Here is a 26,609-nt window from a genome sequence, read left to right on the forward strand (position 1 = left end):
CTGAAAAAGTAAACCGAATAATAGGTGTTTTACAGTGACGAAGCTTTATTGATTTTGTTCTAAGGCCAATAACTGTTTTTTGGCCGCTAAGCCTCCCGCATAACCGGTCAGGCTGCCATGGCTGCCAATAATTCGGTGACAAGGAATGATTAAACTGACAGCATTGGCGCCTATAGCATTAGCAACAGCACGAACAGCTGTTTTATTATGAATAGTGCTAGCGATTGTTTGGTAAGAAGTAGTTGAAGCGTATGGGATGGTTTGTAGGCTACGCCATACGCGTTGTTGGAAATCAGTGCCTACCATTAAAATGGGTAAGTCGAATTGTGTTAATTCTTGTCGAAAGTAGCGATTGAGTTGCTTAAAGGCCGTGTCGATGATAGCTGTTTTTTTGTTGACATAATGCGCGTTTAGGCGCGTTTGTAGACGTCTGTCAATGCTCGCCCGTTTTTGCCGCTGTTGCCAATCACATAGGCATAGTTGATTCTCAAAGGAGCCAATCAGTAGTTCACCTAGTGGGCTATCGTATGATTGGATGTGGATTTCATTTAGCGATCGCATGCTATGGGATTTAGTCCTTTGTAGCGATAGCCCAGTGAATTAAGCGGTTAGGCTACGAGAAACAATTTCAGACACATCTTTTGACAGTGGTGTATGAGCTTGTATGCGCGATAGTTGCGCCTTAATCAATTGTTGTCGCGTACTATCAAATTTTTTCCAGTGGCTTAGTGAATTAGCTAATCGAGCCGCCACTTGAGGATTAATGCTGTCCAGCAGAAGAATGTTATCGGCTACAAATTCATACCCAGAGCCGTCTATTGCGTTAAAGTGCAAAGGGTTGGCTGTGGCAAAAGCGCCAATCACACTCCGAACTCGATTGGGTGTTTTCATGTCGAAGTCTGGGTGCTGAGTTAACTTTTTTACGCTGTGTAATGCGTCGGTTGTTTCTGAACAAGCTTGCAAGGCGAACCATTTGTCGATGACCAGATCTTCATTTTTCCACTGTTGATAAAAAGCATCAAAATAACTCACATTGATTGAGGTATCGAGGTGGCTTAATTCGGCTAGAGCAGCAATTTGATCGGTCATGTTCCGAGCCGTTTCAAATTGTTGAATACACATTGAACGAACCTCATCGGTTTCTAACGCCATTAAATAATCGAGACAAAGGTTTTTAAATGACCGTTGAGCAATACTTTGTGAATCGGTGCCAGCGCCTACGTGATGATTAGCGTGATAGTGTGCTAGCCATAGGTCTTGTAGAGATGAGGCTAAGGTTTGCTTAACAATGCGGTGTGCTTGGTATAAGGCATCAATATCAATAGTGCTCATTTGTTCGGCCAGGTAAGCTTTGCTTGGAAGGCTTAATAATAATGATTGATAAGCTAGATCTGCTAAAGGCTGTTGCAAAATGGCACGGAATGTACCCACCAGTTCATCGGGTAAGGGCGGTACCTTATGATGGTTCTGTATCGCATCAATGGTTTTAAAAATAAAATAGCTTAGGCAGTTTTGTCCTGCTTCCCAGCGATTAAAGGCATCTTTATCATGTTGAAATAAATGGATTTTCTGTTCAATGCTAAGTGTTTGTTGCAGTTTTATCGGTGCTGAAAATCCACGGAGTATAGATGGGGTGGGCTCTGTATTAATATCAGTAAAAGTAAATGATTGCTCCGCTTTAGTTAACTCAAGAACCGTTGATGTTTGCTCGCCATGCAGGTTAAGTTCTTTGCCGTTGTCATCGAGTAAACCCAGTCGAATGGGGATGACTAGAGGCTCTTTATCGGCTTGAGTTGAGGGGGAGTTATTGTGTTGTTCGAAACTTACGGTGTAGGTTTTTTCGTTTTGGTTATAGCTTGTTGTTACTGTAACCGTCGGCGTGCCTGCTTGACTATACCACTGTTTAAATTGCTCAAAGTTGGCGTTATTCGCATCTTCTAAGGCAGTTACAAAGTCTTCGGTGGTGACAGCTTGTCCATCATAACGTTCGAAATATAAGTCACAGCCTTTTCTAAAGCCGGTTTCACCTAACAATGTATGAAGCATTCGCACAACTTCAGCACCTTTTTCATAGATAGTAAGGGTGTAAAAATTATTGATCTCAACGAAGGAGCTGGGGCGAATAGGGTGTGACAATGGCCCCGCATCTTCAGCAAATTGATGTGTGCGAAGCATATTGACATCTTTAATACGTTTTACCGCTTCAGAAGTTTGATGGGCGGTAAACTGTTGATCGCGAAAAACGGTAAAGCCTTCTTTTAAACTCAGTTGAAACCAATCTCTACAGGTAACGCGATTGCCGGACCAGTTATGGAAGTATTCGTGGCCAATGACAGCTTCGACATTTTCAAAGTCGGCATCAGTAGCGGTTTTTTCACTGGCCAAAACATATTTTGTGTTGAAAATATTGAGGCCCTTATTTTCCATTGCCCCCATATTGAAATGGCTCACAGCAACAATCATATAGATATCAAGGTCGTATTCGCGACCAAAGGCTTGTTCATCCCAACGCATGGCATTTTTTAAAGACTGCATGGCATGTGACGTCTTATCTAAATCATGCTCTTCGACGTACACTTCTAACGCAACCTCTCGCCCCGAACAGGTTGTAAAAGAGTCTTTTAAGCAAGCTAAATCTCCAGCGACAAGCGCAAATAAATAGCTAGGTTTGGGGAAAGGGTCATGCCAACGGGCAGCGTGTTTATTATCTGCTAGGGCAATGTTTGGGCTACCAGTGCGGTTGCCGTTGGATAATAAAACGGGGTATTCATCTTTGTCGGCCACCATCGTGACGCTAAAGATAGACATGACGTCTGGCCTATCTAAAAACCAGGTAATACGTCTAAAGCCCTCGGCCTCGCACTGGGTACAGAGCATGGTGTTTGATTTATATAAACCACTAAGCGCTGTATTGGTGCTTGGGTTGATGTGATTGCTGATTTCTAAAACAAAACGAGCACTAGGGTTGTGAATAGTGAGTGTTTTATCATCGAGTGTATAGTGTTCAGGGTGAAGTCTTTCACCATCAACTTTAAGGTCAATAAGCGTTAGCTCTTCACCCATTAATACCAAATCAGGGTTAGTTTTTTTACAATCAGGGTTACGGTAAATATTGAGGCGAGAATTGACAAGGGTTTTGTCAGCCGATAAGTCAAAATGAAGCTCAGTTTTGCTAATTAGGAACTCAGGAACGGTATAGTCTTTTAAGTAAATAGTTTTTTGTTCGGAAGTAGACATAAGGTTATTTTGATTTAAAGGAGTGGTAGGCAAACAGTAACCATGCGATGAGCAAGGCAATGCCACCAATGGGTGTGATTGCGCCGAGAATGGTGATGCCTGTTAAGCTGAGGATGTATAGGCTGCCAGAAAAAATTAGCATCCCGGCAAGCATAAACCAACCCGCTATGCGTAATAAATTAGATGGATTGTTTTGGTGTAACACGCCGATGAGAATCAGGCCGATGGCATGCCACATTTGATAATCCGAAGCGGTGTGGTAAACGGCTAAATAATGAGGCGATAAGCTGCCTTTAACAGCATGTGCTCCAAAGGCTCCTATTACTACGGCCAAGAAAGCAAAGAAGGCCCCTAAGGTGATAAACGGTAAGGTTTTCATAAGGTGTTACTTTTCTAGTAAACGTGGCATTACTTCAACCAGATTGCAGGGTCGTGTGCGGTAATCAAGCTGTGCACTAATTAATTTGTCCCATGCGGTTCTACAAGCACCTGATGAGCCGGGTACGCAAAAAATATAATGTCCATTAGCAACGCCAGCAATGGCTCTTGATTGCATGGTTGAGGTACCTATTTCATCGTATGAAAGTGTGCGAAAAACTTCACCAAAGCCTGTCAATTCTTTATCTAGTAAAGGTTTTACAGCTTCAGGCGTGCCATCACGGCCAGTGACGCCAGTGCCGCCAGTGGTAATGATGGCATTAATAGCTGGGTCGGCAATCCAAGCGGATATTTTTGCGCGAATTTGGTAGATATCATCAATAACAATAACTTTTTCTGCACACTGGTGGCCTGCATCGACGAGTCGATCAACCAGTGTTTTTCCAGAAGTGTCGGTTTCTTCTGTACGCGAGTCTGAGACCACCATAATGGCGATATTAAGTGGAATAAATTGACGAGAATTTGTGGGCATTTTGGCTACCGAATAAGTAAAAAGAAGGCACTATTACCGCGTTGAATATTCAGTAGTAGCGAGTTGGATCTACGTTGTTTGATGGCATTGGTTAGTTCAAGGATGTTACGAACGGGAATGCGGTTTACTTGGCTAATGATATCACCTTTACGTAAACCGTTTAGCCAAGCAATAGAGTTGGTTGCGACGTCGGCAATTTTGACGCCGTGTTTGATGTTGTACAGTTGGTCACCATCAGATAAGTTAGACAGTGTTACCCCGACCAATTGATTATGAATACGCGCCCCATCGATAGAAACCACTTCATGTTGAGCGATGGTGATAGAGACAGGTAGTTGCTTGCCGTTACGTAAAATTTGTAGTTTGGCATTGTCGCCAATAGTTAGCAGTCCTAGGCTGTTACGTAAACTGGCACTATTTTTTATCGGTTTGCCATTTATGCTTAACACAATATCGCCGGGGCGTAAGCGGGCTTTTTCTGCCGGGGAGTTGGCAGCAACTTGGCTAATAATAACGCCATGTTTGACCCTAAGACTAAATGCTTTCGCCAGTTCAGGGGTTAAGTCTTGAACACTAATACCTAACTGCCCACGTTTGACTTTACCAAACTTAACCAATTGGTCTTTTAGGCTAACGGCCATATTACTAGGGATCGCAAAACCAATACCAACATTGCCGCCGCTCGGTGCCAGGATGGCGGTGTTAATCCCCACCAGTTCGCCTTTCAAGTTAATTAACGCGCCACCAGAATTACCAGGATTAATAGACGCATCTGTTTGAATAAAATCCTCATAACCTTCAATCCCAAGGCCAGAGCGGCCAAGCGCACTAACAATACCTGAAGTGACGGTTTGCCCAAGGCCAAACGGGTTGCCTATGGCAATAACAAAGTCGCCAACCCGTAAATGGTCAGAGTTGGCGATGTGTAAATCGGTGAGCCGATCGGCCTTAATTTGAATAACCGCAACGTCAGAATCAGGGTCGCTGCCGACCACGTTGGCGTTAAATGAGCGGCCATCGCGCAAAGTCACCGTTATTTTGTCGGCTTTATCAATAACGTGATGATTAGTAATGATAAGTCCTTTATTTGCATCGACGATGACGCCTGAACCTAAGCTTTGCGTGGAACGCTTTCTTGGTGTGTTGGGGAGCTGGAAAAAACGTCGAAAGAAAGGGTCTTGTAATAGAGGGTTTTCGTGCTGTTGAACCATACTTCTAGTGGCAATATTAACAACAGCAGGCGTTACTTTTTCTAAAACGGGCGCTAAGCTAGGCAGTGGTTTTTCGCCTATAAAAGCAGGCAGTGCAGCGTGCGTAGGTAAACTCGTAGCAAGGACTAATAAACCGATCAGTACAAATTGTTTAAGTCTTAACATCATAAACCTCTATGCTATTGATCTACATCGTCGGCGTCAACTTGTCCGCTCATACGACGACGTATGTGTGACCAAGATATACCTGTTGTCATAATAAAACATAAAATACATTGAATAATATAAGTGATCGCATCGATGTTATCAGCTGGCACAAGCCCCCAATCAACAATCATCCAGAATATGGTGCCAAAAAAAGCAATTGCCAAGGCAATGCCGATAGCACCAAGGGAGCGTAAAGTGGCGCGTATATAAATGACCCAACCAATTATTAAAATCAGCCCGGCAAGTGCCATAAGGGGTGTTATATCGGGTGTTTTTGTGACGACCCAATGGTAATAAGATAAGCCAGCGGGGTTGTAGCTTGCAAAGACGAGTACTGTTGCAATGGCTAAACGAATGAAAAAATTAGTGGCCGAGAACTGATTTGTTTTCAATGTATTATCCTTAATGAGTCACCTTGATGAGACGTATTCTAACTGAAAATGCTAACTTCTTTACGAACGCTTTAAAAGCGTTTTGAAAAAAGCGTAGCAAGTGTGACGTAATTGGAAAACACTAATTTCTATGGCTGAAATCAGACCATTTTTATTGCATGCACTACACTGTGTTGTATATATAGATAATTAATTGATCAAACCGAATTAAATGAGCGTGAGACCACATCAAGATAACCAACATATTTTAAGGAAATTTATTCCTTTAAACACCTTACCAAGCGGCCACTTTTCGACTATTTGCAATGAATGTCTTATTGAAGAGTGCGATAAGGGAACGGTGTTATTTGAGCAAGGGGATGATGCTAAAGAGTTTATCTATTTGATCAGCGGAATGATTAGCTTATTTGCCGGTGAGATGGAAATGGAAACCATCGTAACAGGTTCGGAAGTGGCGCGTTTTGCAATCGCCCACCAATTGCCCCGTAAAGTTCGAGCAGTGACGAAGTCTAAAGCGAGGATTGTGCGAGTTCCTACTTATATGCTGGATATGGATAACCCCGAAGATAATGGGCAAACCTATTTGGTAGATGACGTTGAAGACCATAGTGGCGATTGGATGACAACGATGTTGCAATCGCCGGTCTTTCAACGGTTGCCCGCATCAAATTTACAAAAAGTAATGATGCAGATGGAAGAGGTCGCTTTTGAACCGGGTGAGGTTGTTGTTAAACAAGGGGATGAGGCGGATTTTTATTACATCATTAAAACAGGTAGTTGTGAATTGATACGTCAGCCTTCTGAAGGTGCGCGGTTAATCAAGTTGGGTGAGTTACATAGCTGTGATGCTTTTGGCGAAGATGCGCTGCTATCAGGCAACCCAAGGAATGTAACGGTTCAAATGAAAGGCAAGGGGCAAATGCTTCGCCTATCAAAAGCTAACTTCATCAAGTTGGTTAAAGAGCCAGTATTACAATATGTAAACTTTCAAGAAGGGCAGGAAAAAGTCAGTGCTGGTGCTAATTGGTTAGACGTAAGAGGGGTCGATGAGTATGTTGATGATCACATTGACGGCAGTGTAAATATCCCCTTCTTTTCGTTACGAATGAAAATCGCTGAATTGCGTCACGATCAATTGCAAGTATTGGTCTGCTCCAATGGTCGAACCAGTGAGGCCGCAGCATTTCTACTATTGAAGTTTGGTTTTAATGCGCTGATTTTGAAAGGAGGAATCGCTAGCAGGTCTACCAGTAAGAGCAAGAAAAAGGCGCCAGAATTGTCCTTAAAAGAGGTGCCGTTATCAGCCGTTGCGACAACATCAAATGAGAATCAAGGTGCGACGGTTAGTAATGCTGACAGTTTGAATGCTAAGCAGTTAGAAGAGGCGCAACGTAAAGTAGCAGAGCTTGAAAAATTATGCGCGCAATCAAATGAAAGGTCCAATAAGCTTGAGTTAGAACGTAGGGGCTTACAGCAACAATATGAGCAACAAGCAGCCCTAGTCGCTGAGCTGCAATTATCATCAAAGCGTGTGTCAGACGAGCTGCTAGCACTGCGCAATGGTCATGGTGACCGTGAGGTGGAAATGAGCCAGGCGCTGCTTGCTGAAAAAGAAGCAGGTTTGCAGCTTTCAAAAGAACTGGAAGATAAAGTCCTAGCGCTGGATAAGGCGCAGCAAGCGATGGAGAGTTCTCGTGAATCGCTTAGCCTGTTAGGCGAAGACATTAAGGCGAAGGATAAGGAGCTCGATGAGCTTAAACGAACGATCAGTGATATTAATACTCGAGAGGCAGAAACGACAACAACGTTTAAGGAAACGTTGGCGATGGCAAAACAAGAAGCCATCGAATTAAGAAACAAAAAAAAGGCCTTGGAAGAAAAAGTAGAGGCGACTGAGCGCGAAATGGGCGCGTTACTTAAATCTCAAACTAAACTGGAAGAAGAAAATAAACAGCGGATTAGTGATAAGGAAGCGGCTAACTTAGAAAAAGATAATCAAATTCAGCAGTTAAATTCCCAATTGTCTGAAATGCGTTCGACTATAAAGAGCTCGGGCCAGTTGCAAACGCAATTAGAGAGTCAACTTTCGCAGACTAGGCATGAACTAGAGCAGTTAAAAGAAAAGCAAAACGATGCGATAGAAAAAAATAAAGCAGAGGCTGATGCGCGTCGCCAAGAGCTTGAAAGCGATATAAACGCGTTAACACAACAAATAGAAGAAAAAGATACAGCGTTAGAAAAGCAAACAGAGGCGTTAGACGTCTTGGCGGAAACCTGTGAATCGTTGAAAGAGAAAAGCAGGGGGTACGACCAAACCTTGCATGAAAAGACAACTAAACTTGAGGCTTTGACGAAGGCATTAGAAACGGCAGAGAAAAAACTTGAGGCGTTTAGTCAAGAACGAGAGGACCTAGAGTCCGCTGTGTTAGAAAAAGATGCGCTGTTGGCTGAATGGCGTGAACAGTCTGTTGCAATGAATGCTGAGGAAGCTGCTTTAGAAGAAAAGCTAGCACAGTCGGACAGTCATTTATCGAATGTGTTGGCTGAAAAAACAGTTTTAGCTGAACAGTTAAATGAATTGCGAGAATTGACCGATGAGCTAAAGAGTAACGAAGATAACTACTTAACAGAGATTGACAGTCTTAAACAACAAAAATCGCAAGCAGAAAAGTCGTTGGCTGAGTCGCTTAATGAATCAGAGGCTCGAACAGAACAGTTTGAAAAAGAAGCGATAAAACTACGTCAGCAGGTGATTGCCCTGGAAAGCTCTCTGAGTGAAATAAGCTCAGGCAAAGAATCGTTAGAGAGTGAGTTGAAGAAGCGCCTTGCCGAGGCGCAAAATGATGCCAAAGCAGCACTAACAACGCAACAAGATGTTGAGCTGCAACTGAATCGCGAAGTGAGTGAAAAGGAAGCTATCCAAAAAAGCCTAATAGCCTTGGAAAAACAGTTGGCGCAGAGGCAGGGTGAGCAGCAACAATTAAGCAAACAGTTAGATGAATCGCAAGAAAAGCTTGAAGAGCTGCGTGAAGGCGGAGAAGCTGAAGTATTACGTTTAACGAAGTTGCTACAGCAGGCCGAATCAAAACGTCAAGAAAGAAACGTAGAGTTTAATTCGTTGACTAAGGAAAAAGAGGGTGATGTTAGGCAGTTACAACAAAAGGCCGATATGCTTGAAGCCGAGTTGGAAATGCTGCAAAGAGCTGAGGCTGAAAGCGCGCAGGAACTTAATAAATTAGCGTCAGAAAAAGAAGCCGCAGAGCAAGCGTCATTAGTCACTAAATCTCAGCTTGATAGTCTGTTGATTGAGCAACAAAAAGTCACCGCAGAGCTGTCTCAAGAGCGTCAAGAAACGAAAATGATCATCCAAGAAAAGGATGCTAAGAATGCTAAATTAGCAGACTCGTTAGAGCAGCTCAAAGGCCAGTTGAAAGCATTAGAAGAGTCATTGCTCGAACAGACGCGACAGCTCGATGAAGCTCATGTTCAACAACTTAACAAATTGGACACAGAGCTAAAAAAAGTCAAACAGCAGCAGGAGCTTAGCGAAGGGCAGCTGATGTCAGTGCAAGCTGAGAAAGATGAGTTGCAACAGAAACTATTTGATGCGGAAGCAGTTTTATCGAGTGCTACGGGTGATCAACGAGAATTATTGGTGCAGCTAGAAAAAGCGCGCAATGAGTCTGTGGAATTAACACGAACGGTTGAGTTAAAACAAACTGAAATGGATGAGTTTGTATCGCTAAAAAAAGAACTGGAAGAAGAGTTGTTGACGTCTAAAAAGGCGCATAAAGCGCTGAGCACTTTAGCGGACAGCGCTGAGCAGCGTTGTGAGGAACTGAATAATGCTTTAGCTCTACAAGTGTCAAAACGGCAAGATAAAGAACGGATGTTTGAAGAGCGGTTAAAGGCGTTAGAAAACCAGCTTCAGCAGACAGAAAATGACCTCCAAAAAGAGCGTATTGCTCTACAAAAAGCGGAAACAAACTTATCTTCCAAGGTTAGTGAAAAAGAAGAAATGCGCGTCGCCTTATCAGAGTTAGAGCAACTTAAATTGTCGGGTGATAAGGTTGTTAACGTATCACAGCAAAAAATGGCTGAGCTGGAGCAATCGCTAAAAAGCCTTAAAGTGGAAAAAGAACAGTTGATCGAAGCGCATAATGACGCAGATGAAAAAACTGCTCAGTTAACTGAGCAACTATTAACGGCACAAAATGCAGAGAAAGAAACATTAAAAAGATTAGATCAGCTAATGAGCTCACTTGAGACCGATAAGCACGAAAAAGCGGCCCTGGAAGAGAAGCTGGCGGATATTAATAACAACAATAATGAGTTGAAGCATCAACTTGAAAAGATGGAAAGAAATGCGTCTAGTGCGGTCGAGAATGATCCAGCAGAAAAACGAATAAAAGAGTTGGAAAAACAGTTAGATGAGGCGTCAACTATGTTGCTGGATCTTGAGATAAAACTAGAGACATCCTCTAGCGATGTAGTAGAAGAATCCAGTGAAGAAGAGAAAAATGCTCTTAAAGCACTTCAGTCAGAGCTAGATTTAGTTCGGGAGCAAACAGAAAAAGATATCCAAGCAATGCAGCTAAAAGTAGAAAATAGTGAAAAAATGAATTTGGCGCTGAAGAAAAAGATCTTGACGATGCAAACGTTAGCAAACCAAGAAGTGCTTCCTGAGAAAACACAAAAAGAAAAGAAAAAGGGCTGGTGGAAATAATACAAAAAGATGGTGTTGAATATGTGGCTGCGGTTGAAGTTGAAACGCTAGCAAGCCTAAGTTCCAGAGCATTTGAAGTCGACTTGGGTGATAAAGGTGCTTGCAGTGGTTTTTTTGTGCGCGAACAAGACATGACGCTGAGAGCGTATAAGAATAACTGTCCCCATACAGGGGCGCCATTGAACTGGATGCCAGACCAGTTTTTAAGTCGAACTGGTTTATATATTCAATGCTCTATTCATGGGGCGATGTTTAAAACACAAGATGGCGAGTGTTTTGCTGGGCCATGTAACGGGAAGTGGTTAAAGGCATTGAGCTTTATTGAAAAAGACGGAATGTCTTATATTGCCTTACTTGATCTCGAAAAAAGCCCGTCAATTTGACGGGCTTTTTAAGGTATTTTTGCGCAGACTATGGCCTGTGCAGAAAGCTAAGTGCTGATTGGTTCAGACTTATTTTATTTTAGCTTCCTTATACATAACATGCTGTCTAATGGTTGGATCAAATTTTTTGATTTCCATTTTTTCTGGCATATTACGTTTGTTTTTTGTTGTTGTGTAGTAATGGCCTGTTTTAGCGCTTGAAACTAATTTAATTTTATCTCTCATTTTTCAGTCCTTAAACTTTTTCGCCACGTGAGCGAATGTCGGCCAAAATAGCGTCGATGCCATTTTTGTCAATTGTACGCATGCCATTTGCTGAAACGCGTAAGCGAACAAAACGATTTTCGCTTTCTACCCAAAAACGGTGGTGATGAAGATTCGGCTCAAAGCGACGACGAGTTCTGTTTTTCGCGTGAGAAACATTGTTTCCCGACATAGGGCGCTTGCCAGTGACTTGGCATACTTTAGACATGATAAAACCTCTATTAAAATTAATTGATTGGCAACTTACTGCGAAACGGTGCGAATTTATACCAGAATATGATAATTGAGTAAAGAAAAAATTCGTTTCTATTCTTAGATATGGCCTAGTTCAGCGAGTGAGGAAGTATCGCCGCTGCCGATGATTAAATGGTCTAAAACGCGAATATCGATTAACTTTAATGCCTCGATTAGTTGGTGGGTAACCTGTATATCGGCTTGACTGGGTGTTGGATTCCCTGATGGGTGGTTGTGAGCAAAAATTACTGCTGCGGCATTGTTAGCAAGAGCGCCTTTAACAACTTCTCGTGGGTGTACACTAGCACCATCAATAGTGCCAAAGAATAATTCTTCAAAGGCAAGAACGTGGTGCTTGGTGTCCAAATAGAGACAAGCAAATACCTCTCTTTGCTGATGAGCTAGTTTGCTTTTTAAGAACTGTTTGGTGTCATCGGGGGTGTTGAGCGCGTTTTTATGGCGGATGTTTTCGTGTAAATATCGACGTGCCATTTCTAGCACGGCTTGCAATTGTGCATATTTAGCCTTACCCAACCCATGCCCCTGACAAAACTCAGGTTGCGATGCGTGCATTAGCGAGTTTAATGAGCCAAATTGCTTGAGAAGGCGGCGAGATAGGTCTACGGCGGTCAAGCCTTGAGTGCCTGTACGTAAGAAAATGGCGAGAAGTTCTGCATCGGACAGTGAGGCGGCGCCTCGACTTAATAATTTTTCACGGGGCCTTTCCAATTCAGGCCAGTCAGTAATAGACATAATCAATCCTTGATAATGATAGTGGCTTGGATCATAGAATATATCGTGTTGTGTGACATAATGGGGTATTACTTACATAAAGATGCAGAAAATATTGTGAATGAATTACAGTATCGGCGTGTGTTATTGGGCGTGACGGGCGGAATAGCCGCTTATAAGGCCGCCGAAATTTTGCGCCAATGTCAAAATATGGGTGCTGAGGTGCGTGTTGTGATGACCCCAGCGGCAACAGAATTTATTACCCCGTTAACGTTTCAGGCGTTGTCAGGCTTGCCGGTGCATACTCAATTGATGGATGTCGAAGAAGAAGCAGGTATGGGGCATATTAACCTGGCTCGTTGGGCTGATGTGATTTTAGTGGCGCCAGCCAGCGCAGACTTTATTGCTCGCTTAGCTTCCGGTATGGCGAATGATTTGTTGACAACGCTTTTGCTGGCAACAGAAAAACCAGTGATGTTGGCGCCAGCAATGAATCGTGCGATGTTTGATGATCAAAATACACAAAACAATATCCGTCAGCTTGAGTCTCAAGGCGTAGTTATTTTAGGGCCAGGCGAAGGCGTGCAAGCCTGTGGTGAGGTTGGCTTAGGGCGAATGCTCGAACCGGAAGATTTGGCGCAAGCCGTTGTCGAACATTTCCAAACAGGTGAGTTGGCAGGGTTAAATGTTTTATTAAACGCAGGGCCAACAAGAGAAAACATTGATCCTGTTCGCTATATCAGTAATCACAGTTCTGGGAAAATGGGCTTTGCATTGGCGCAAGCCTGTGTGGAGGCGGGTGCGCACGTGACGTTAGTGGCGGGGCCTGTATATATGCCAACACCGTCTGGTGTGGAACGAATTGATGTGGTGAGTGCGCGCGAGATGGCGGATGCTGTGCTTTCAAGGTCGGCGCAAGCCGATATCTTTATTGCCTCAGCTGCAGTTGTGGATTACACCCCAGTTGAAATTGCCGAGAATAAGATAAAGAAAAACGCATCGCAGATGCAGCTAACTCTGGTTAAAACAACAGACATTTTGACCAGTGTCGCAACACAAGGCAGCGCAACGTTTTGTGTTGGTTTTGCGGCAGAAACGGATAACTTAGAAGCGTATGCTAAAGGCAAGTTAGAAAAAAAATCGTTGGATATGATTGCGGCAAATTGGGTAGGCCGGAAAAACGTTGGTTTTAACAGTGAAAATAATGCCTTATCGGTCTACTGGAAAGGTGGTGAGCAAGAGCTCGGCTACATGCCTAAGTCTGAATTGGCTCGTGAATTAGTGACATTAATAGCAAAAAGGTACCATGAAAAAAATACAACTTAAATTACTGGATGATCGTTTAGGTCAATCAATTCCTTTACCGGAATATGCGACAAGTGGTTCTGCGGGGTTGGATTTACGTGCATGTTTGGATGAATCGTTATTGGTGAAGCCTGGGCAAACAACGTTAATTCCAACCGGAATGGCCATTCATATCAGCGATGCTAATTTGGCGGCAGTCATCCTACCTAGATCAGGTTTGGGGCATAAACATGGCATAGTATTGGGTAATTTAGTTGGTTTAATTGACTCTGATTATCAAGGACAGTTATTTGTTTCATGTTGGAACCGCGGTGATACGGCCTTTAATATTGAGGTTGGGGACCGGATTGCACAATTGGTTTTTGTGCCTGTGGAACAAGTTGAGTTTGAGCAAGTAGATCATTTTGATAACAGCCATCGTGGCGAAGGTGGTTTTGGCCATACAGGACAAGGGTAAAAAATGATAAATAAAACAATACTTGTGCTGATGTTGCTTGTTATTGCTTTGGGTGGTGCGGGCTATGTTTACCTCGGTCAGATTGACCAACAAAATATTGAGCAAGCCGAACAGTTAACCAAGCGGACAGAAAAGGCGAGTGATACTTTATCAGCAAAAGTAAGGGCGTGGCGTCAGGCCCTAGAGGATGTGGCGAAAGCACCAGCTTTGATTGAAGGCTTGGACGGCGGTGAAACAGCGGCAACAAATTGGGTGGCAGCACAAGCAGCGTTGATAGATGACATCGTATCGTTACGAGTTGTTAAGCCGGACCTGATGCAGGTTGATCCGACGAGTAAGCCGCCCTTGGGCTATGCAACGCTGGATCTAATTAGAAAAGTAGAGTCATCAAAGAAAGCTCAAATGCCAGAAGTTCATATGATGGAGACAGATCATCAACATGTTGTAATAGCACTACCTGTATTAGACGGCGAGACACTGCGAGCAGTGATGCTCGGCGCATTTGAGGTGCCGGCCATACAGACGGCATTTAGTGTGGCCATAGGCAGTGAAAAAGAGGGTTTTTTAACGCTTAAGCAAGGTGCGTTGAAGCTTGTTGGTGATGGCGCTTCAATGCATCAGATGGGGGAGAGTATTGGCAGTGTGCCAGTAGCAGGAACGCATTGGCGCATAAGTATAAAAAGGCAAGCGTTAGCAGCGCCTATTACTAAAGCAGAGTTGTTTACCTACCTTGTTGGAGCATTGGTAATGGTGCTGCTTGCAGGGGTGTTGCTTGCCCTTGTGAAACATAAAGATAAATGTCGAGAATGGGTTGAGGTGATAAAGCAAAGCACAAGCAAGGCGTCTAAAAAGCCGCTGGTTTTGAAAGATGATGATATTTCCCCACCAGAAGATGAGGCGCGTGAACATAAACAAATCGTCGATAGCATTAAGGAAGAAAGTGTTGATGCGGGTGACTCAACATCAAGTCCAATTTTTATGAAAGACGATGTAATTGATGTGGTAACCCAAGCCGAAGTGCCGCAGTCTATTTTTAGGGCATATGATATTAGAGGGATTGTTGATAAGACATTGACAGAACAGGGTGTGTTTTTGATTGGACGTGCGATTGCTAGCGAAGCGTTAAGTGTAGGTCAGCAGACTATAGCGATTGCTCGTGATGGCCGGCTGCACAGTCTAAGGCTTAGCGAGTCACTATCCAAGGGCATACAAGCTGCGGGATGTAATGTGATAGATGTTGGCCAAGTCCCAACCCCCGTCTTGTATTTTGCAACCCATCAACTAGACACTCAATCAGGGGTAATGATAACGGGTAGCCACAACCCTGCAAATTATAATGGCTTGAAAATTGTTATTGCGGGTAATACGTTGTCAGGCGAGGCAATTCAGCAGTTATATCAACGCATTCAGCAAGATAACTTGGAAACTGGTGAAGGCGCTTACCAAGAGCAAATGATGTTACCTGAATATATTGGTGCTATTACTGGCGATGTTCGTTTAGGCAGAATGATGAAAGTAGTGGTCGATTGCGGTAATGGAGTGGCTGGAGAGGCTGCCCCAATGCTACTGTCGACGTTAGGCTGTGAAGTGATTCCGTTGTATTGTGAGATTGATGGTAATTTCCCAAACCATCATCCCGACCCGAGCAAGCCAGAGAATTTACAAACGCTGATCGACAAGGTGCGTGAGGAAGAGGCGGAGCTGGGTTTAGCTTTTGATGGCGATGGCGATCGTTTAGGCGTGGTTGACTCGGATGGCAATATTATCTGGCCGGATAGGCAAATGATGATGTACGCGGTTGATGTGCTATCTAGACAAGCAGGCGCGGACATTATTTATGATGTGAAATGTACACGGAACCTTGCCAAAGTAATTGCCAAACATGGCGGGAAGCCCATTATGTCGCAAACAGGGCATTCACTGATTAAAGCTAAAATGAAAGAGACTAAAGCAGAGCTTGCAGGTGAGATGAGCGGGCATATCTTTTTCAAAGAGCGTTGGTTTGGTTTTGATGATGCTTTATATACCGCGGCACGACTATTAGAAATTGTGACAGCAGAGTTTAGGTCAACAGCCGAGATTTTTGCAGAACTACCTGACAGTGTGAGCACCCCCGAATTAAATATTAGTTTGGCAGAAGGTGAAAACTTCAGTTTTGTTGAAAAATTGCAGTCTCAGGCAACCTTTGACGAAGCTAAGGTTATTACCATTGATGGTATCCGTGTTGAATTTAAAGATGGTTGGGGGCTGGTCAGAGCATCGAATACAACGCCTTCGTTAGTATTGCGCTTTGAAGCGGATAATGAGGTGTCGTTAGAGCGTATAAAAGACGTATTTAGAGAACAAATGTTGAAAATTAATGCGGACATAGCGTTACCTTTTTAACCGTACTATTTATCAATATGATTTGTAGATGAGGCATGATGGAAAATAATAAAATTGATCCAATTCAGACAGCGCACGTTTTAAGTGAGGCGCTTCCGTATATTCAAAAATTCTCGGGTAAAACCATTGTCATCAAATATGGCGGAAACGCCATGGTGGACGAAGACTTAAAAAGTGGTTTTGCACGAGATATTGTGTTGCTAAAGCAGGTGGGTTTAAACCCGGTTGTTGTTCATGGTGGTGGGCCACAGATTGGTCGTCATCTCGAAAAATTGGGTATGAAAAGCCAATTCGTAGATGGTATTCGCGTGACAGATAGTGACACGATGGATGTTGTTGAGATGGTGCTTGGCGGTTTAGTTAATAAAGAAATTGTAAGTCTTATCAATCAGCATGGAGGCTCAGCTGTTGGCCTAACAGGTAAAGATGGTGACTTAATAAGAGCGAAGAAAATTTCTAGTAAAGAAGCAGCAACAGAAGAGGCTTCAGAGCTGATAGATATGGGACATGTTGGTCATGTTGATAGCATTGACTCTGCAGTTGTTGATATGCTGGTTCAAGGTGATTTTATTCCTGTTATTGCGCCTATTGGCGTGGGTAAGGATGGGGCTTCTTACAATATAAATGCGGATCTTGTTGCGGGGAAAATGGCCGAAATTTTATCTGCAGAAAAGCTGTTGTTGTTGACCAATACATCAGGCTTGCTAAGTAAGGAAGGTGAATTATTAACAGGCTTGTCTATTGATGAGGTAAATAAGTTGATAGACGATGGCACCATTTTTGGTGGCATGCTACCAAAAATTCGATGTGCGATGGATGCGCTGAATGGTGGTGTGAACAGCGCCCACATTATTGATGGGCGTGTTCCACATGTTGTTTTGCTAGAGCTATTAACTGATAAAGGTATGGGTACTTTACTGGTTAGAAGTTAAGGTGTTAGCTGATTAAATTGCTCGATGAGCTGGGCAGTTTGTTCGCTTTTACAGGTAGCTTTTCCGCCTTTTGAATTAGCACAACGGATATCCAGCATAATATTTAGTTCGGCTTTATTGTTAACTTTAGTTAATGAAAGGCCTATGTCTTTGCTAAGCCTTGGTGTCCTGGTAAGGATGAGTTCATCCGAGCGATACACAATGGTAGCGCCAGCGTCAGTGATAAAGGATGATGCTTTGTCCCATAGTGTTTCGCAGGTATTTGCGTCACATGTTAACTGGCCTAGAAAGAGGCTAGGAATGGTTTCTGAATCAATGGTAGGTGTTTCAACTGAATGAGTTTTTAATACGTTGAAGCGTAATTTATCGTTCGCGAGTTGTTCGCTTAACTGTGTTTTTTGTAATTTAAAGTCAGCGATTTCTTGTTGATTTTTATCAAATTGTGCTTGAGCAGACTGAATGTTAGAAAGGTTTTTTTGCGGTATTTTTTTTCCTGAACGTTCGAAATTTGCAGCCGCCGCTTGGTGAAGAATAAGTTGTTTTTTAAGTGTCTCAGACTGACTTGTAGCGATTGTTATATGTGAATCAAGCATCTCAAGTTTGCTGTTTGCCAGCGTGTCGATATCTTCTTCTGAGCGAAATGTTTTTAATAAAGCGCTATCTTTAGCCAATTGTGACTGTAAGAGCTCTTTTTGTAAGGCTTGTAAGTGATTGATTTCTTTCAGCCGCTGAATTTCTTCCGGGGTTTTAGCAGCATCTTTTACAGCGATGGTGCGGCCTTCTTCATTTAGTTCTTCTCGTTCTCGCCTTGACTCTTCAGGTGGCACTTTGTCCGAAAAGGATACGTTTCCATTCTTATCAACCCACTTATATAGTTTTCCAGCAAAGGTTGGGTTTGAGAGAGTCAATAAAAGGATGGATAAAATTAAACGGTTTTTTTTTCTCATGGGAATTAAAGGTCTATTTTTTTTGAAGATTAAATCAATTAATGGTTATCATAGGCATAGACTGAAAACTTAGGTATCAGAGTGAATAACATTCATTATGGTTATATGCCATTTTTCGTTATATAACGAATGTGCCTGTTAGTGAGTATAGTTTAGAAAGTGGTATTTGTGGGAATGTAAACAGATGCTGGTTTTTTTAATATTTGATTCATTTTGGAGTATGTATGCCTACCGATAACTTCCCTTTCATCGCCGATGCGAATGATACGGATCCGCAAGAAACCAACGAGTGGCTTGAGGCACTTGAGGCGGTCATTGAACATGAGGGTAAAGATCGCGCCCATTTTTTACTTGAAACATTGATAGAGAGAACCAGATCTGCAGGAGCGGATATCCCGTTTAGCGCTGCAACGGCGTATATCAATTCGATATCGATTGCAGAACAAGCGCAATATGTTGGTGATAGAACCTTAGAGCATAAAATTCGTTCGTATGTTCGTTGGAATGCCATGGTGATGGTGCTTCGAGCGAATAAAAATACTAATGTTGGTGGGCATATTGCCAGCTTTGCATCATCAGCTACGTTATATGATGTAGGTTATAACCATTTTTGGCACGCAGCGAGTGAAACGCATGGCGGAGACTTAGTCTATGTGCAAGGACATGTAGCAACTGGGATTTATGCACGTGCATTTATGCTGGGTCGTTTGAGCGAAGAGCAGATGGACGGTTTCCGTCAAGAAGTTGATGGTGGTGGTTTATCATCTTATCCGCACCCTTGGTTAATGCCTGATTTTTGGCAATTCCCAACGGTTTCAATGGGCTTGGGGCCGATCATGTCGATTTACCAAGCGCGCTTTTTGAAATACCTGGAAGACCGAGGTTTTGCTAAAACTTCAGAGAGAAAAGTCTGGGCGTTTTTGGGCGATGGTGAAACCGATGAGCCAGAATCCTTAGGTGCCATTGGTATGGCTGGTCGTGAAAATCTTGATAATTTGGTATTTGTTATCAACTGTAATTTACAGCGACTAGATGGGCCGGTTCGAGGTAATGGGAAAATTATTCAAGAACTAGAGTCAGAGTTTAGAGGCGCTGGCTGGAATGTCATTAAAGTTGTTTGGGGTAATCGTTGGGATGCCCTGTTAGCACGTGATACTGAAGGTCATCTACGTAAACGTATGATGGAGTGCGTTGATGGTGACTACCAAACAATGAAGGCCAAAGATGGGGCTTATGTTCGTGAGAACTTCTTTAATACGCCAGAGCTAAAAGCAATGGTGGCTGACTGGTCCGATAAAGATATTTGGGATTTGAATCGTGGTGGACATGATCCCGCTAAAGTATATGCAGCGTATGATGCAGCTTGCAAAGAAACAAATAGACCGACTGTGATCCTAGCAAAAACCATCAAAGGTTATGGCATGGGTGAGTCAGGTCAGGCGCAAAATACCACGCACCAGCAGAAGAAGATGAGTCATAACTCATTGCTTCACTTTAGAGATAAATTTGAGCTGCCGATTTCTGATGAAGATGTTGATAATCTTGCCTATCTTACTTTTCCTGAGGGCTCGGCAGAACAAGAGTACATGAAGAAGAAGCGCGAAGATTTAGGCGGCTACTTACCTGCGCGTCGTGAAAAGTCAGAGTCTTTAACGATTCCAGACTTAGCCGTATTTGAGCCGATGATGAAAGGGACATCGGAAGGCCGTGAAATTTCCACCACGATGGCTTTTGTTCGGTTATTAAACATTTTGTTGAAAGATAAAGAGATTGGTAAACGTATCGTGCCTATCGTGCCAGATGAGTCGCGTACGTTTGGTATGGAAGGCTTATTCCGTCAGTTAGGTATTTGGTCGCACGTGGGTCAGTTGTACACACCACAAGACTCAGATCAGCTGATGTTTTATAAAGAAGATAAGAACGGTCAAGTATTGCAAGAGGGCATCAATGAGGCCGGTGGAATGTGTGACTGGATTGCAGCAGGTACGTCCTACTCAACCAGTGATGTGCCAATGATCCCGTTCTATATTTTTTACTCAATGTTTGGCTTTCAGCGCATTGGTGACTTGATATGGGCTGCGGCTGATCAGCGTGCACGTGGCTTCTTATTAGGCGGAACAGCCGGGCGTACGACACTTAATGGTGAAGGGCTTCAGCATGAAGATGGGCATAGTTTGTTATGGGCCTCATCTGTGCCGAACTGTATTTCATATGATCCAACGTTCAATTATGAATTAGCCGTCATCACGCATGATGGTTTAAAACGCATGTTCCAAGAGCAAGAAGATGTTTTCTATTACCTAACGGTTATGAATGAAAACTATGCGCACCCAGCAATGCCAGACGGTGCAGAAGAAGGCATTATTAAAGGCATGTACTTGTTTAAAGAAGGGGCTTCGAAGAGCAAACTGCGTGTGCAGTTATTGGGTTCTGGTACGATCTTTAACGAAGTGATTGCCGCGGCAGAACTATTGAAAACTGATTGGGGTGTTGAAGCTGATTTGTGGAGTTGTACCAGTTTTACGGAGCTGGCCCGCGAGGGACAAGCCTGTGAGCGTGAAAACCGCTTGAAACCAACGCAAGAAAAACGGATACCTTATGTGTCTGAATGTTTAAATGAACGTCAAGGCCCCGTTATTGTGTCGACAGACTATGTGCGTTTATTAGCAGATTCAATTCGCCCATTTATTCGCAAGCATTGTTCAATATTGGGTACAGATGGTTTCGGTCGATCAGACACCCGTGAGAACCTACGTCGTTTCTTTGAAGTTGATCGTTATTATGTTGCCATTACCGCACTAAATGCGCTGGTAGACTTAGGGCAAATTAAGGCTGAGGTTGTTCAGCAGGCCATAGAAAAATATGAAATAGACACTGAAAAACCTGCGCCATGGTTAGTGTAGAGCGAGCGATAGGAGAATTGAATGAGTGATTTAATAGATGTAGCGGTGCCAGATATTGGTGATTTTGATGCTGTTGAGGTTATTGAAGTCTTAGTTTCTATCGGTGATTCAGTTGAGGTAGAACAAGCCTTGTTGACGTTAGAGAGTGATAAGGCAAGTATGGAAATCCCTTCATCAGCAGCAGGGGTGGTCGAAGAAATTTTAGTGACGGTTGGCGACTCTGTGGCAGAAGGCACTGTTGTCGTTCGCCTAAAAGAGCTTAACTCGTCAGAGCAAGCGAAGGCACCAGCTCAAGAAGCAGCAGCTGAACCAGTACAAGAAGAAGTAACAGAAAGCGAAATTAATATTCATGTCCCAGATATTGGTGACTTTGATGCTGTTGAAGTTATTGAAGTGAATGTCGCTGTCGGCGATGTGGTTGAAGAAGAACAATCGTTGTTAACCTTAGAAAGTGACAAAGCCAGTATGGAGATTCCTTCGACCTCAGCAGGTACCGTTAAAGAGGTTAAAGTCGCCGTCGGTGAGCAAGTCTCAGAAGGTGATTTAATTGTAGTTTTATCCGGCCAAGCGGCTGCAACAGTGAAGGCTGAGAGTCCGGCAAAGTCTGAGCCAAAAGCAGAAGAAAAAGCGCCAGCAAAGCCAGCGCCGAAATCGCAAACGAATACCAATCCCAATACCAATGTTGCAGCGGCACCGGTGACTTCAAAACCAATGGGACATATTCATGCAAGTCCAACGGTACGCAAGTTTGCAAGAGAGTTGGGTGTTGATTTATCAACGGTTACCAAGGCAACAGGGCCTAAAGGCCGGCTTTTAAAAGAAGACATTAAACAACACGTTAAGCAAATTATTGCCGGCCAATCAGCGACGTCTTCATCAGTTGGCTCGGGGATTCCACCTATTCCAGAGGTTGATTTTACAAAATTTGGTGAAATAGAGGAAAAACCGCTCAGTAAGATTAAGCGCTTAACAGGCACGAATTTAACGCGTGCTTGGCTGAATGTGCCGATGGTGACACATCATGAGCTAGCAGACATTACTGATATGGAAGCGTTCCGTAAATCATTAAAAGCAGATGCTGAAAAACGGGGTGTGAAGGTCACGTTTTTAGCATTTATGATGAAGGCTTTAGTGGCTACATTAAAAGAGTTTCCACAGTTTAATGCCTCGTTATCGCCAGATGGTAATAGCTTGATTTATAAAAAATATTACAACATTGGTATAGCTGTTGCGACACCAAATGGGCTTGTTGTACCTGTCTTTAAAGATGTTGATAAGGTCAGTATTTTTGAGTTGGCTGAACAAATGGGCGTGATCAGTAAAAAAGCAAGGGATGGTAAGCTTTCGCCAAAGGAAATGCAGGGCGCATGTATGACGATCTCAAGCCTAGGTGGAATTGGCGGTACTGCTTTTTCACCTATTGTTAACGCCCCCGAAGTGGCGATCTTAGGTGCGACACGTGCAGAGATGCAGCCAGTCTGGAATGGTAGTGAATTTATCCCCCGCTTAATGCTTCCATTAGATCTCACTTATGATCATCGCGTGATAGATGGTGCGGATGCTGCCTCCTTTATGGTAGCACTTTCACGTTATCTCAATGACATCCGTCGTGTGTTGTTGTAGGAGGATATGATGGCTAATCTAATAGATATAAAAGTTCCAGACATTGGCGAGTTTGATGACGGCGTAGAGGTAATTGATATTCAGGTCGCTGTGGGTGATAGCGTTGCGGTCGAAGACAGTCTTTTGACCTTGGAAAGCGACAAGGCGTCGATGGATATTCCAAGTACCTCAGCCGGTGTTGTGAAAGAAATAATGGTTGCATTAGGCGATAAAGTGGTTGAAGGTGATTTATTGATAAAGCTTGAAGCATCTGAGGCTATGGCGACGCAGGACTCGTCAGCTGCTAACGATATTCCTGTGGCAGAACCTGTTTCCACGCCGCCTGTAAGCGCAAATGAAAGTGCTGATCTGCATGTGGATGTACTAGTTATGGGCGCAGGTCCTGGTGGTTACACGGCGGCCTTTCGCGCAGCTGACCTCGGCAAAAAAGTGGCGCTTATAGAACGCCATGCCTCGTTAGGGGGCGTTTGCTTGAATGTTGGATGTATTCCATCAAAAGCATTATTGCACCAAGCGCAGGTTATTCATGAGGCGGCAGAAATGTCAGCACATGGCGTTACTTTTGAACCTCCGACGTTGGATATCGATGCTATTCGTGGCAATAAACAGAACATTATTCAGCGCTTAACAGGTGGCTTAGCAGGCTTAGCAAAACAACGGAATGTTACGGTTGTGACAGGGTATGCGAATTTTGCATCCAGCCATTCTGTTGTGGTTGAAAATGAAGGCAGTAGCCAAACGATATCCTTCGATAATGCAATTATTGCAGCCGGTTCGCAGCCGGTTAAAATCCCTGGTTTCCCGTACGACGATGATCGTCTGATGGACTCAACAGGTGCGCTCGCTCTGGCCGATGTTCCTGAAAAAATGTTGGTGATCGGTGGCGGTATTATTGGTTTAGAAATGGCGACGGTCTATCATGCTTTAGGTTCAAAAATTAGTGTGATTGAATTAATGGATCAATTGGTAGCCGGCTGTGATAAAGACCTTGTTAAGCCCTTACATAAAAGATTATCGAAACAGCTTGAAAATATTTACTTGAAAGCAAAAGTAACGGCTATTGAGTCAACAGATGATGGCTTGAAAGTAAGCTTTGAAGGCGAAGGTGTGCCCGACTCAGCGGTATATGACCGAGTGTTGATGTCTGTAGGTCGTCGTCCTAACGGCAGTTTAATTTCGGCAGATAAAGCCGGTGTGAATGTAGATGAGCGCGGCTTTATTTCGGTCGATAAGCAAATGAGAACCAACGTACCACATATTTTTGCGATTGGTGATGTCGTTGGTAACCCTATGTTAGCGCATAAGGCAGTTCATGAAGCAAAAGTAGCCGCTGAAGTGATAGCGGGTGAAAAAGCAGCCTTTGACCCTATGACGATTCCATCGGTAGCATATACCGACCCTGAAATTTCATGGATGGGATTGACCGAAACAAAAGCAAAAGCGGATGGTATTAAGTACGAAAAATCTGTTTTCCCATGGGCAGCGAGTGGTCGCGCCTTGAGCATTGGCCGCGATGAAGGGATGACCAAAATCCTTTGGGATCCTGAAACAAAACGTATTTTAGGTGCAGGTATTGTTGGCACCAACGCAGGTGAATTAATTGCCGAAGCGGTTTTAGCATTGGAAATGGGCGCAGATGTTGACGATATGGGGTTAACCATTCATCCACACCCGACCTTATCTGAGACCTTGTGTTTTGCAGCAGAAATGCAGGCGGGTTCAATTACCGACTTATACGTTAAAAAGAAATAAGTCGGGTCAGGCGATGAGCGTATCACTGAATTTTGTACGACACGGTGAAGCGGGTAGGCCGATAATTATTTTACATGGGCTATTTGGTAGCGCGCGTAATTGGCAGGGAATTGCAAAGCAATTGGCAGAACGCGACACGGTATACAGCTTAGATTTACGTAATCATGGTTCATCTCCACATGCTGATGAGATGGGGTATGAATCAATGGCGGCTGATGTGCTAGCGTTTATGACGCTTGAAGACATTAAAGAAGCGGTGGTACTAGGCCATAGCATGGGTGGGAAAGTTGCGATGCAACTGGCCCTCTCAGAGCCAGAAAAGGTGAGTCAATTAATTGTTGTGGACATGGCACCTGTGACGTATTCGCATAATTTCGATGATGTGTTGTTGGGCCTATATCATGTACCACTTGACAGCGTCGGCTCAAGAAAAGAAGCTGATCAGTACTTAGCTGAAAAACTAAGTACGCCCAGTTTAAGACAGTTTTTACTACAAAACTTGGTGGCGAATACATCAGGGGGTTATCAGTGGCGAGTTAACCTTGCGAGCATTGAAAAAAGCATGCCTGATATTATGGGGTTTCCAGCAAATAGCCTTAAGAAGCAGTATGCGAATCGTGCGTTGTTTATTAATGGTGGTCAATCAACCTATATGACGTCACGCTACCGAGAACCGACGAAAGAAATGTTTCCAGCCGCCGAATTTCAAACCATAGCTAAGTCTGGCCATTGGCCGCATATTGAATCACCTGTGGAATTTATGACGTTGCTTAATAGTTTTTTAAGTTAGAAGAAAAATATAAAGTTCTATTTTTATCTGCCGATATAGGCGGTATGAAGACGATTAAACACTATATATTCTTACTGGCAATGACGCTGTTTAGTGCGAGCACCTTGGCTCAGCAGTATCAGGCGCCAGTTACGCATTCACAATGGACGTTCTCAGGTAACAAAGTTGGGTGTTATATAACGCATGTTATTCCACAATATGGCGTGGGTGTTTTTGAGCAAAAGTCAGGTGAGCGTGTTAATTTTATTTTAAAAGCAGAGTCATACGTGCCACCAATTCACACGGCTATGTTGAGCTCTGTGCCACCAGTATGGATGCACGATGCGCCCTCACTTAAATTAGCAAAGGTTAAAACGAAAACCAAAGAATTGGTGGTTCAAAGTGATGTATCAGAACGTATGTTACAAGAACTATCCAATGGCCGTTTTCCACAGTTTAGTTATAAGGCGAATCAAGGCGGGCAGGTTAACGTAGCGATATCATCGGTTAACTTTTTGGATGTGATGGCGCAATTTGAGTCATGCCGCCAAAATCTACTCCCCTTTAGCAGGGACGATGTGCACCAGCAATTGTCGTTATTCAACTATTTAAGTACAACAATCACACATAAAAACCGCAAGCTGTTAAGCAAAGCGGTTACGTATGTAAAAGAAGCTGGTCAGACAGAAAGAATTGACTTAGTTAGTGGCACAGAAGATTTTTCTGTCAAAGACGGTCGGCGCGTTTATGATGGGCGGGTTCAGGCGTTACGCCAGTTCTTAATTAACGAAGGAATGCCTGAAGAACAGGTTATTGCCTTAGATGACCCCGAAGCATTAGATACACCCGCCGCCAGTGTGCGGATGAAAGTGGCTGGCCCTGAGCCTTTTAAGCATATCTACTTTAGGTCCGGTTCAGTCAGCTTAAATGAGCGTGATAATAAAAAGTTAGACTACTTATTACAATATAGGCGTTTACAACATCCAAACGGGAAGATAGTGCTTAAAGGATATAGTGATAGTCAAGGTCCTCGTCAGATTAATATGGCAGTCTCCAAAAAGCGTGTTGAGGTAATAAAAAAATACCTCTTATCAAAGGGTGTTAAGTCAGATCAAATAGTGACTAAGGCGTATGGTGAAAGTCGCCCTACATCTAGTAATAGGTACCCTGCAGGGCGTCAATTAAACAGACGAGTGGATATTTCAATTTCAGGGTAGCGCCAAGTGGTCATGCAATCGGG

At 43.4% G+C, this 26,609-nt stretch carries 21 protein-coding genes; 11 read left to right on the plus strand and 10 right to left on the minus strand.

Features of this window, described 5'->3' with window-relative positions; all coding sequences use genetic code 11:
• Positions 1–45 precede the first annotated feature (45 nt).
• Genes CPC19_RS03205 through CPC19_RS03230 form a run of 6 tightly spaced genes read right to left on the minus strand, consistent with a single transcriptional unit; the run spans position 46 to position 5,957 of the window.
• Entirely contained in the window at positions 46–561 is a 516-nt protein-coding gene (locus CPC19_RS03205) for a methylated-DNA--[protein]-cysteine S-methyltransferase (protein ID WP_015006727.1), read from the minus strand.
• Positions 562–600: 39 nt separating this feature from the next.
• Positions 601–3,237, minus strand: coding sequence for an aminopeptidase N (gene pepN / locus CPC19_RS03210; RefSeq protein WP_016390510.1), 2,637 nt, complete (start codon positions 3,235–3,237; stop codon positions 601–603).
• Between the two features lie 4 nt (positions 3,238–3,241).
• On the minus strand, positions 3,242–3,616 hold the full coding sequence (locus CPC19_RS03215) for a DUF423 domain-containing protein (protein WP_016390511.1): 375 nt from the start codon (positions 3,614–3,616) through the stop codon (positions 3,242–3,244).
• A 6-nt stretch (positions 3,617–3,622) separates the two neighbouring features.
• The gene (moaB, locus tag CPC19_RS03220; protein WP_015006724.1) at positions 3,623–4,147 is read right to left on the minus strand and encodes a molybdenum cofactor biosynthesis protein B; all 525 of its coding nucleotides are present in this window, start codon (positions 4,145–4,147) and stop codon (positions 3,623–3,625) included.
• A 5-nt stretch (positions 4,148–4,152) separates the two neighbouring features.
• Positions 4,153–5,526, minus strand: a complete 1,374-nt coding sequence (locus tag CPC19_RS03225) for a DegQ family serine endoprotease (RefSeq protein WP_016390512.1) — start codon at positions 5,524–5,526, stop codon at positions 4,153–4,155.
• Between the two features lie 11 nt (positions 5,527–5,537).
• Complete coding sequence (locus tag CPC19_RS03230) at positions 5,538–5,957, minus strand: DUF6524 family protein (RefSeq protein ID WP_016390513.1); 420 nt, start codon at positions 5,955–5,957, stop codon at positions 5,538–5,540.
• 211 nt (positions 5,958–6,168) lie between these two features.
• On the opposite strand from CPC19_RS03230, the gene CPC19_RS03235 reads away from it, so the two are divergent.
• On the plus strand, positions 6,169–10,683 hold the full coding sequence (locus CPC19_RS03235; protein ID WP_016390514.1) for a cyclic nucleotide-binding domain-containing protein: 4,515 nt from the start codon (positions 6,169–6,171) through the stop codon (positions 10,681–10,683).
• Positions 10,674–11,066, plus strand: a complete 393-nt coding sequence (locus tag CPC19_RS03240; RefSeq protein ID WP_015006720.1) for a Rieske 2Fe-2S domain-containing protein — start codon at positions 10,674–10,676, stop codon at positions 11,064–11,066. The genes CPC19_RS03235 and CPC19_RS03240 overlap by 10 nt, the downstream gene beginning before the upstream one ends.
• A gap of 69 nt (positions 11,067–11,135) precedes the next feature.
• On the opposite strand, the gene rpmG is transcribed toward CPC19_RS03240, so the two are convergent.
• From rpmG to radC, 3 genes are all read right to left on the minus strand, one after another.
• Positions 11,136–11,291, minus strand: coding sequence for a 50S ribosomal protein L33 (gene rpmG / locus CPC19_RS03245; protein ID WP_015006719.1), 156 nt, complete (start codon positions 11,289–11,291; stop codon positions 11,136–11,138).
• 10 nt (positions 11,292–11,301) lie between these two features.
• The gene (gene rpmB, locus CPC19_RS03250; RefSeq protein WP_015006718.1) at positions 11,302–11,538 is read right to left on the minus strand and encodes a 50S ribosomal protein L28; all 237 of its coding nucleotides are present in this window, start codon (positions 11,536–11,538) and stop codon (positions 11,302–11,304) included.
• A gap of 104 nt (positions 11,539–11,642) precedes the next feature.
• Positions 11,643–12,317, minus strand: coding sequence for a DNA repair protein RadC (gene radC / locus CPC19_RS03255; RefSeq protein WP_016390515.1), 675 nt, complete (start codon positions 12,315–12,317; stop codon positions 11,643–11,645).
• Positions 12,318–12,377: 60 nt separating this feature from the next.
• On the opposite strand from radC, the gene coaBC reads away from it, so the two are divergent.
• The 4 genes from coaBC to argB are packed head-to-tail and all read left to right on the plus strand — an operon-like array spanning position 12,378 to position 17,375.
• The gene (gene coaBC / locus CPC19_RS03260; protein WP_016390516.1) at positions 12,378–13,622 is read left to right on the plus strand and encodes a bifunctional phosphopantothenoylcysteine decarboxylase/phosphopantothenate--cysteine ligase CoaBC; all 1,245 of its coding nucleotides are present in this window, start codon (positions 12,378–12,380) and stop codon (positions 13,620–13,622) included.
• Positions 13,603–14,058, plus strand: coding sequence for a dUTP diphosphatase (gene dut, locus CPC19_RS03265; RefSeq protein WP_015006715.1), 456 nt, complete (start codon positions 13,603–13,605; stop codon positions 14,056–14,058). Before coaBC ends, dut begins: the two co-directional genes overlap by 20 nt.
• A gap of 3 nt (positions 14,059–14,061) precedes the next feature.
• Complete coding sequence (locus CPC19_RS12040; RefSeq protein ID WP_096910741.1) at positions 14,062–16,443, plus strand: phosphomannomutase/phosphoglucomutase; 2,382 nt, start codon at positions 14,062–14,064, stop codon at positions 16,441–16,443.
• A 38-nt stretch (positions 16,444–16,481) separates the two neighbouring features.
• Complete coding sequence (argB, locus tag CPC19_RS03275; RefSeq protein ID WP_015006713.1) at positions 16,482–17,375, plus strand: acetylglutamate kinase; 894 nt, start codon at positions 16,482–16,484, stop codon at positions 17,373–17,375.
• Here argB and CPC19_RS03280 read toward each other — a convergent pair.
• On the minus strand, positions 17,372–18,322 hold the full coding sequence (locus tag CPC19_RS03280; protein ID WP_015006712.1) for a DUF4124 domain-containing protein: 951 nt from the start codon (positions 18,320–18,322) through the stop codon (positions 17,372–17,374). The two genes, argB and CPC19_RS03280, sit on opposite strands and share 4 nt — an antisense overlap.
• A gap of 224 nt (positions 18,323–18,546) precedes the next feature.
• Between CPC19_RS03280 and aceE the strand changes: the two genes are divergently transcribed.
• From aceE to CPC19_RS03305, 5 genes are read left to right on the plus strand one after another with little or no spacing between them, the layout of a single operon-like run.
• Positions 18,547–21,225, plus strand: coding sequence for a pyruvate dehydrogenase (acetyl-transferring), homodimeric type (gene aceE / locus CPC19_RS03285; protein WP_015006711.1), 2,679 nt, complete (start codon positions 18,547–18,549; stop codon positions 21,223–21,225).
• Between the two features lie 21 nt (positions 21,226–21,246).
• Positions 21,247–22,848 carry a dihydrolipoyllysine-residue acetyltransferase gene (gene aceF, locus CPC19_RS03290; RefSeq protein WP_016390518.1) on the plus strand — a complete coding sequence of 534 codons (1,602 nt, stop codon included), beginning with the start codon at positions 21,247–21,249 and terminating at the stop codon, positions 22,846–22,848.
• A gap of 9 nt (positions 22,849–22,857) precedes the next feature.
• The gene (gene lpdA / locus CPC19_RS03295) at positions 22,858–24,600 is read left to right on the plus strand and encodes a dihydrolipoyl dehydrogenase (protein ID WP_016390519.1); all 1,743 of its coding nucleotides are present in this window, start codon (positions 22,858–22,860) and stop codon (positions 24,598–24,600) included.
• Between the two features lie 13 nt (positions 24,601–24,613).
• Positions 24,614–25,390, plus strand: coding sequence for an alpha/beta fold hydrolase (locus CPC19_RS03300; protein WP_016390520.1), 777 nt, complete (start codon positions 24,614–24,616; stop codon positions 25,388–25,390).
• A gap of 44 nt (positions 25,391–25,434) precedes the next feature.
• Positions 25,435–26,586, plus strand: coding sequence for an OmpA family protein (locus CPC19_RS03305; RefSeq protein ID WP_016390521.1), 1,152 nt, complete (start codon positions 25,435–25,437; stop codon positions 26,584–26,586).
• Positions 26,587–26,609 lie beyond the last annotated feature (23 nt).

Source organism: Cycloclasticus sp. PY97N (genome assembly GCF_002443175.1).
Taxonomy (GTDB): Bacteria; Pseudomonadota; Gammaproteobacteria; order Methylococcales; family Cycloclasticaceae; genus Cycloclasticus; species Cycloclasticus pugetii.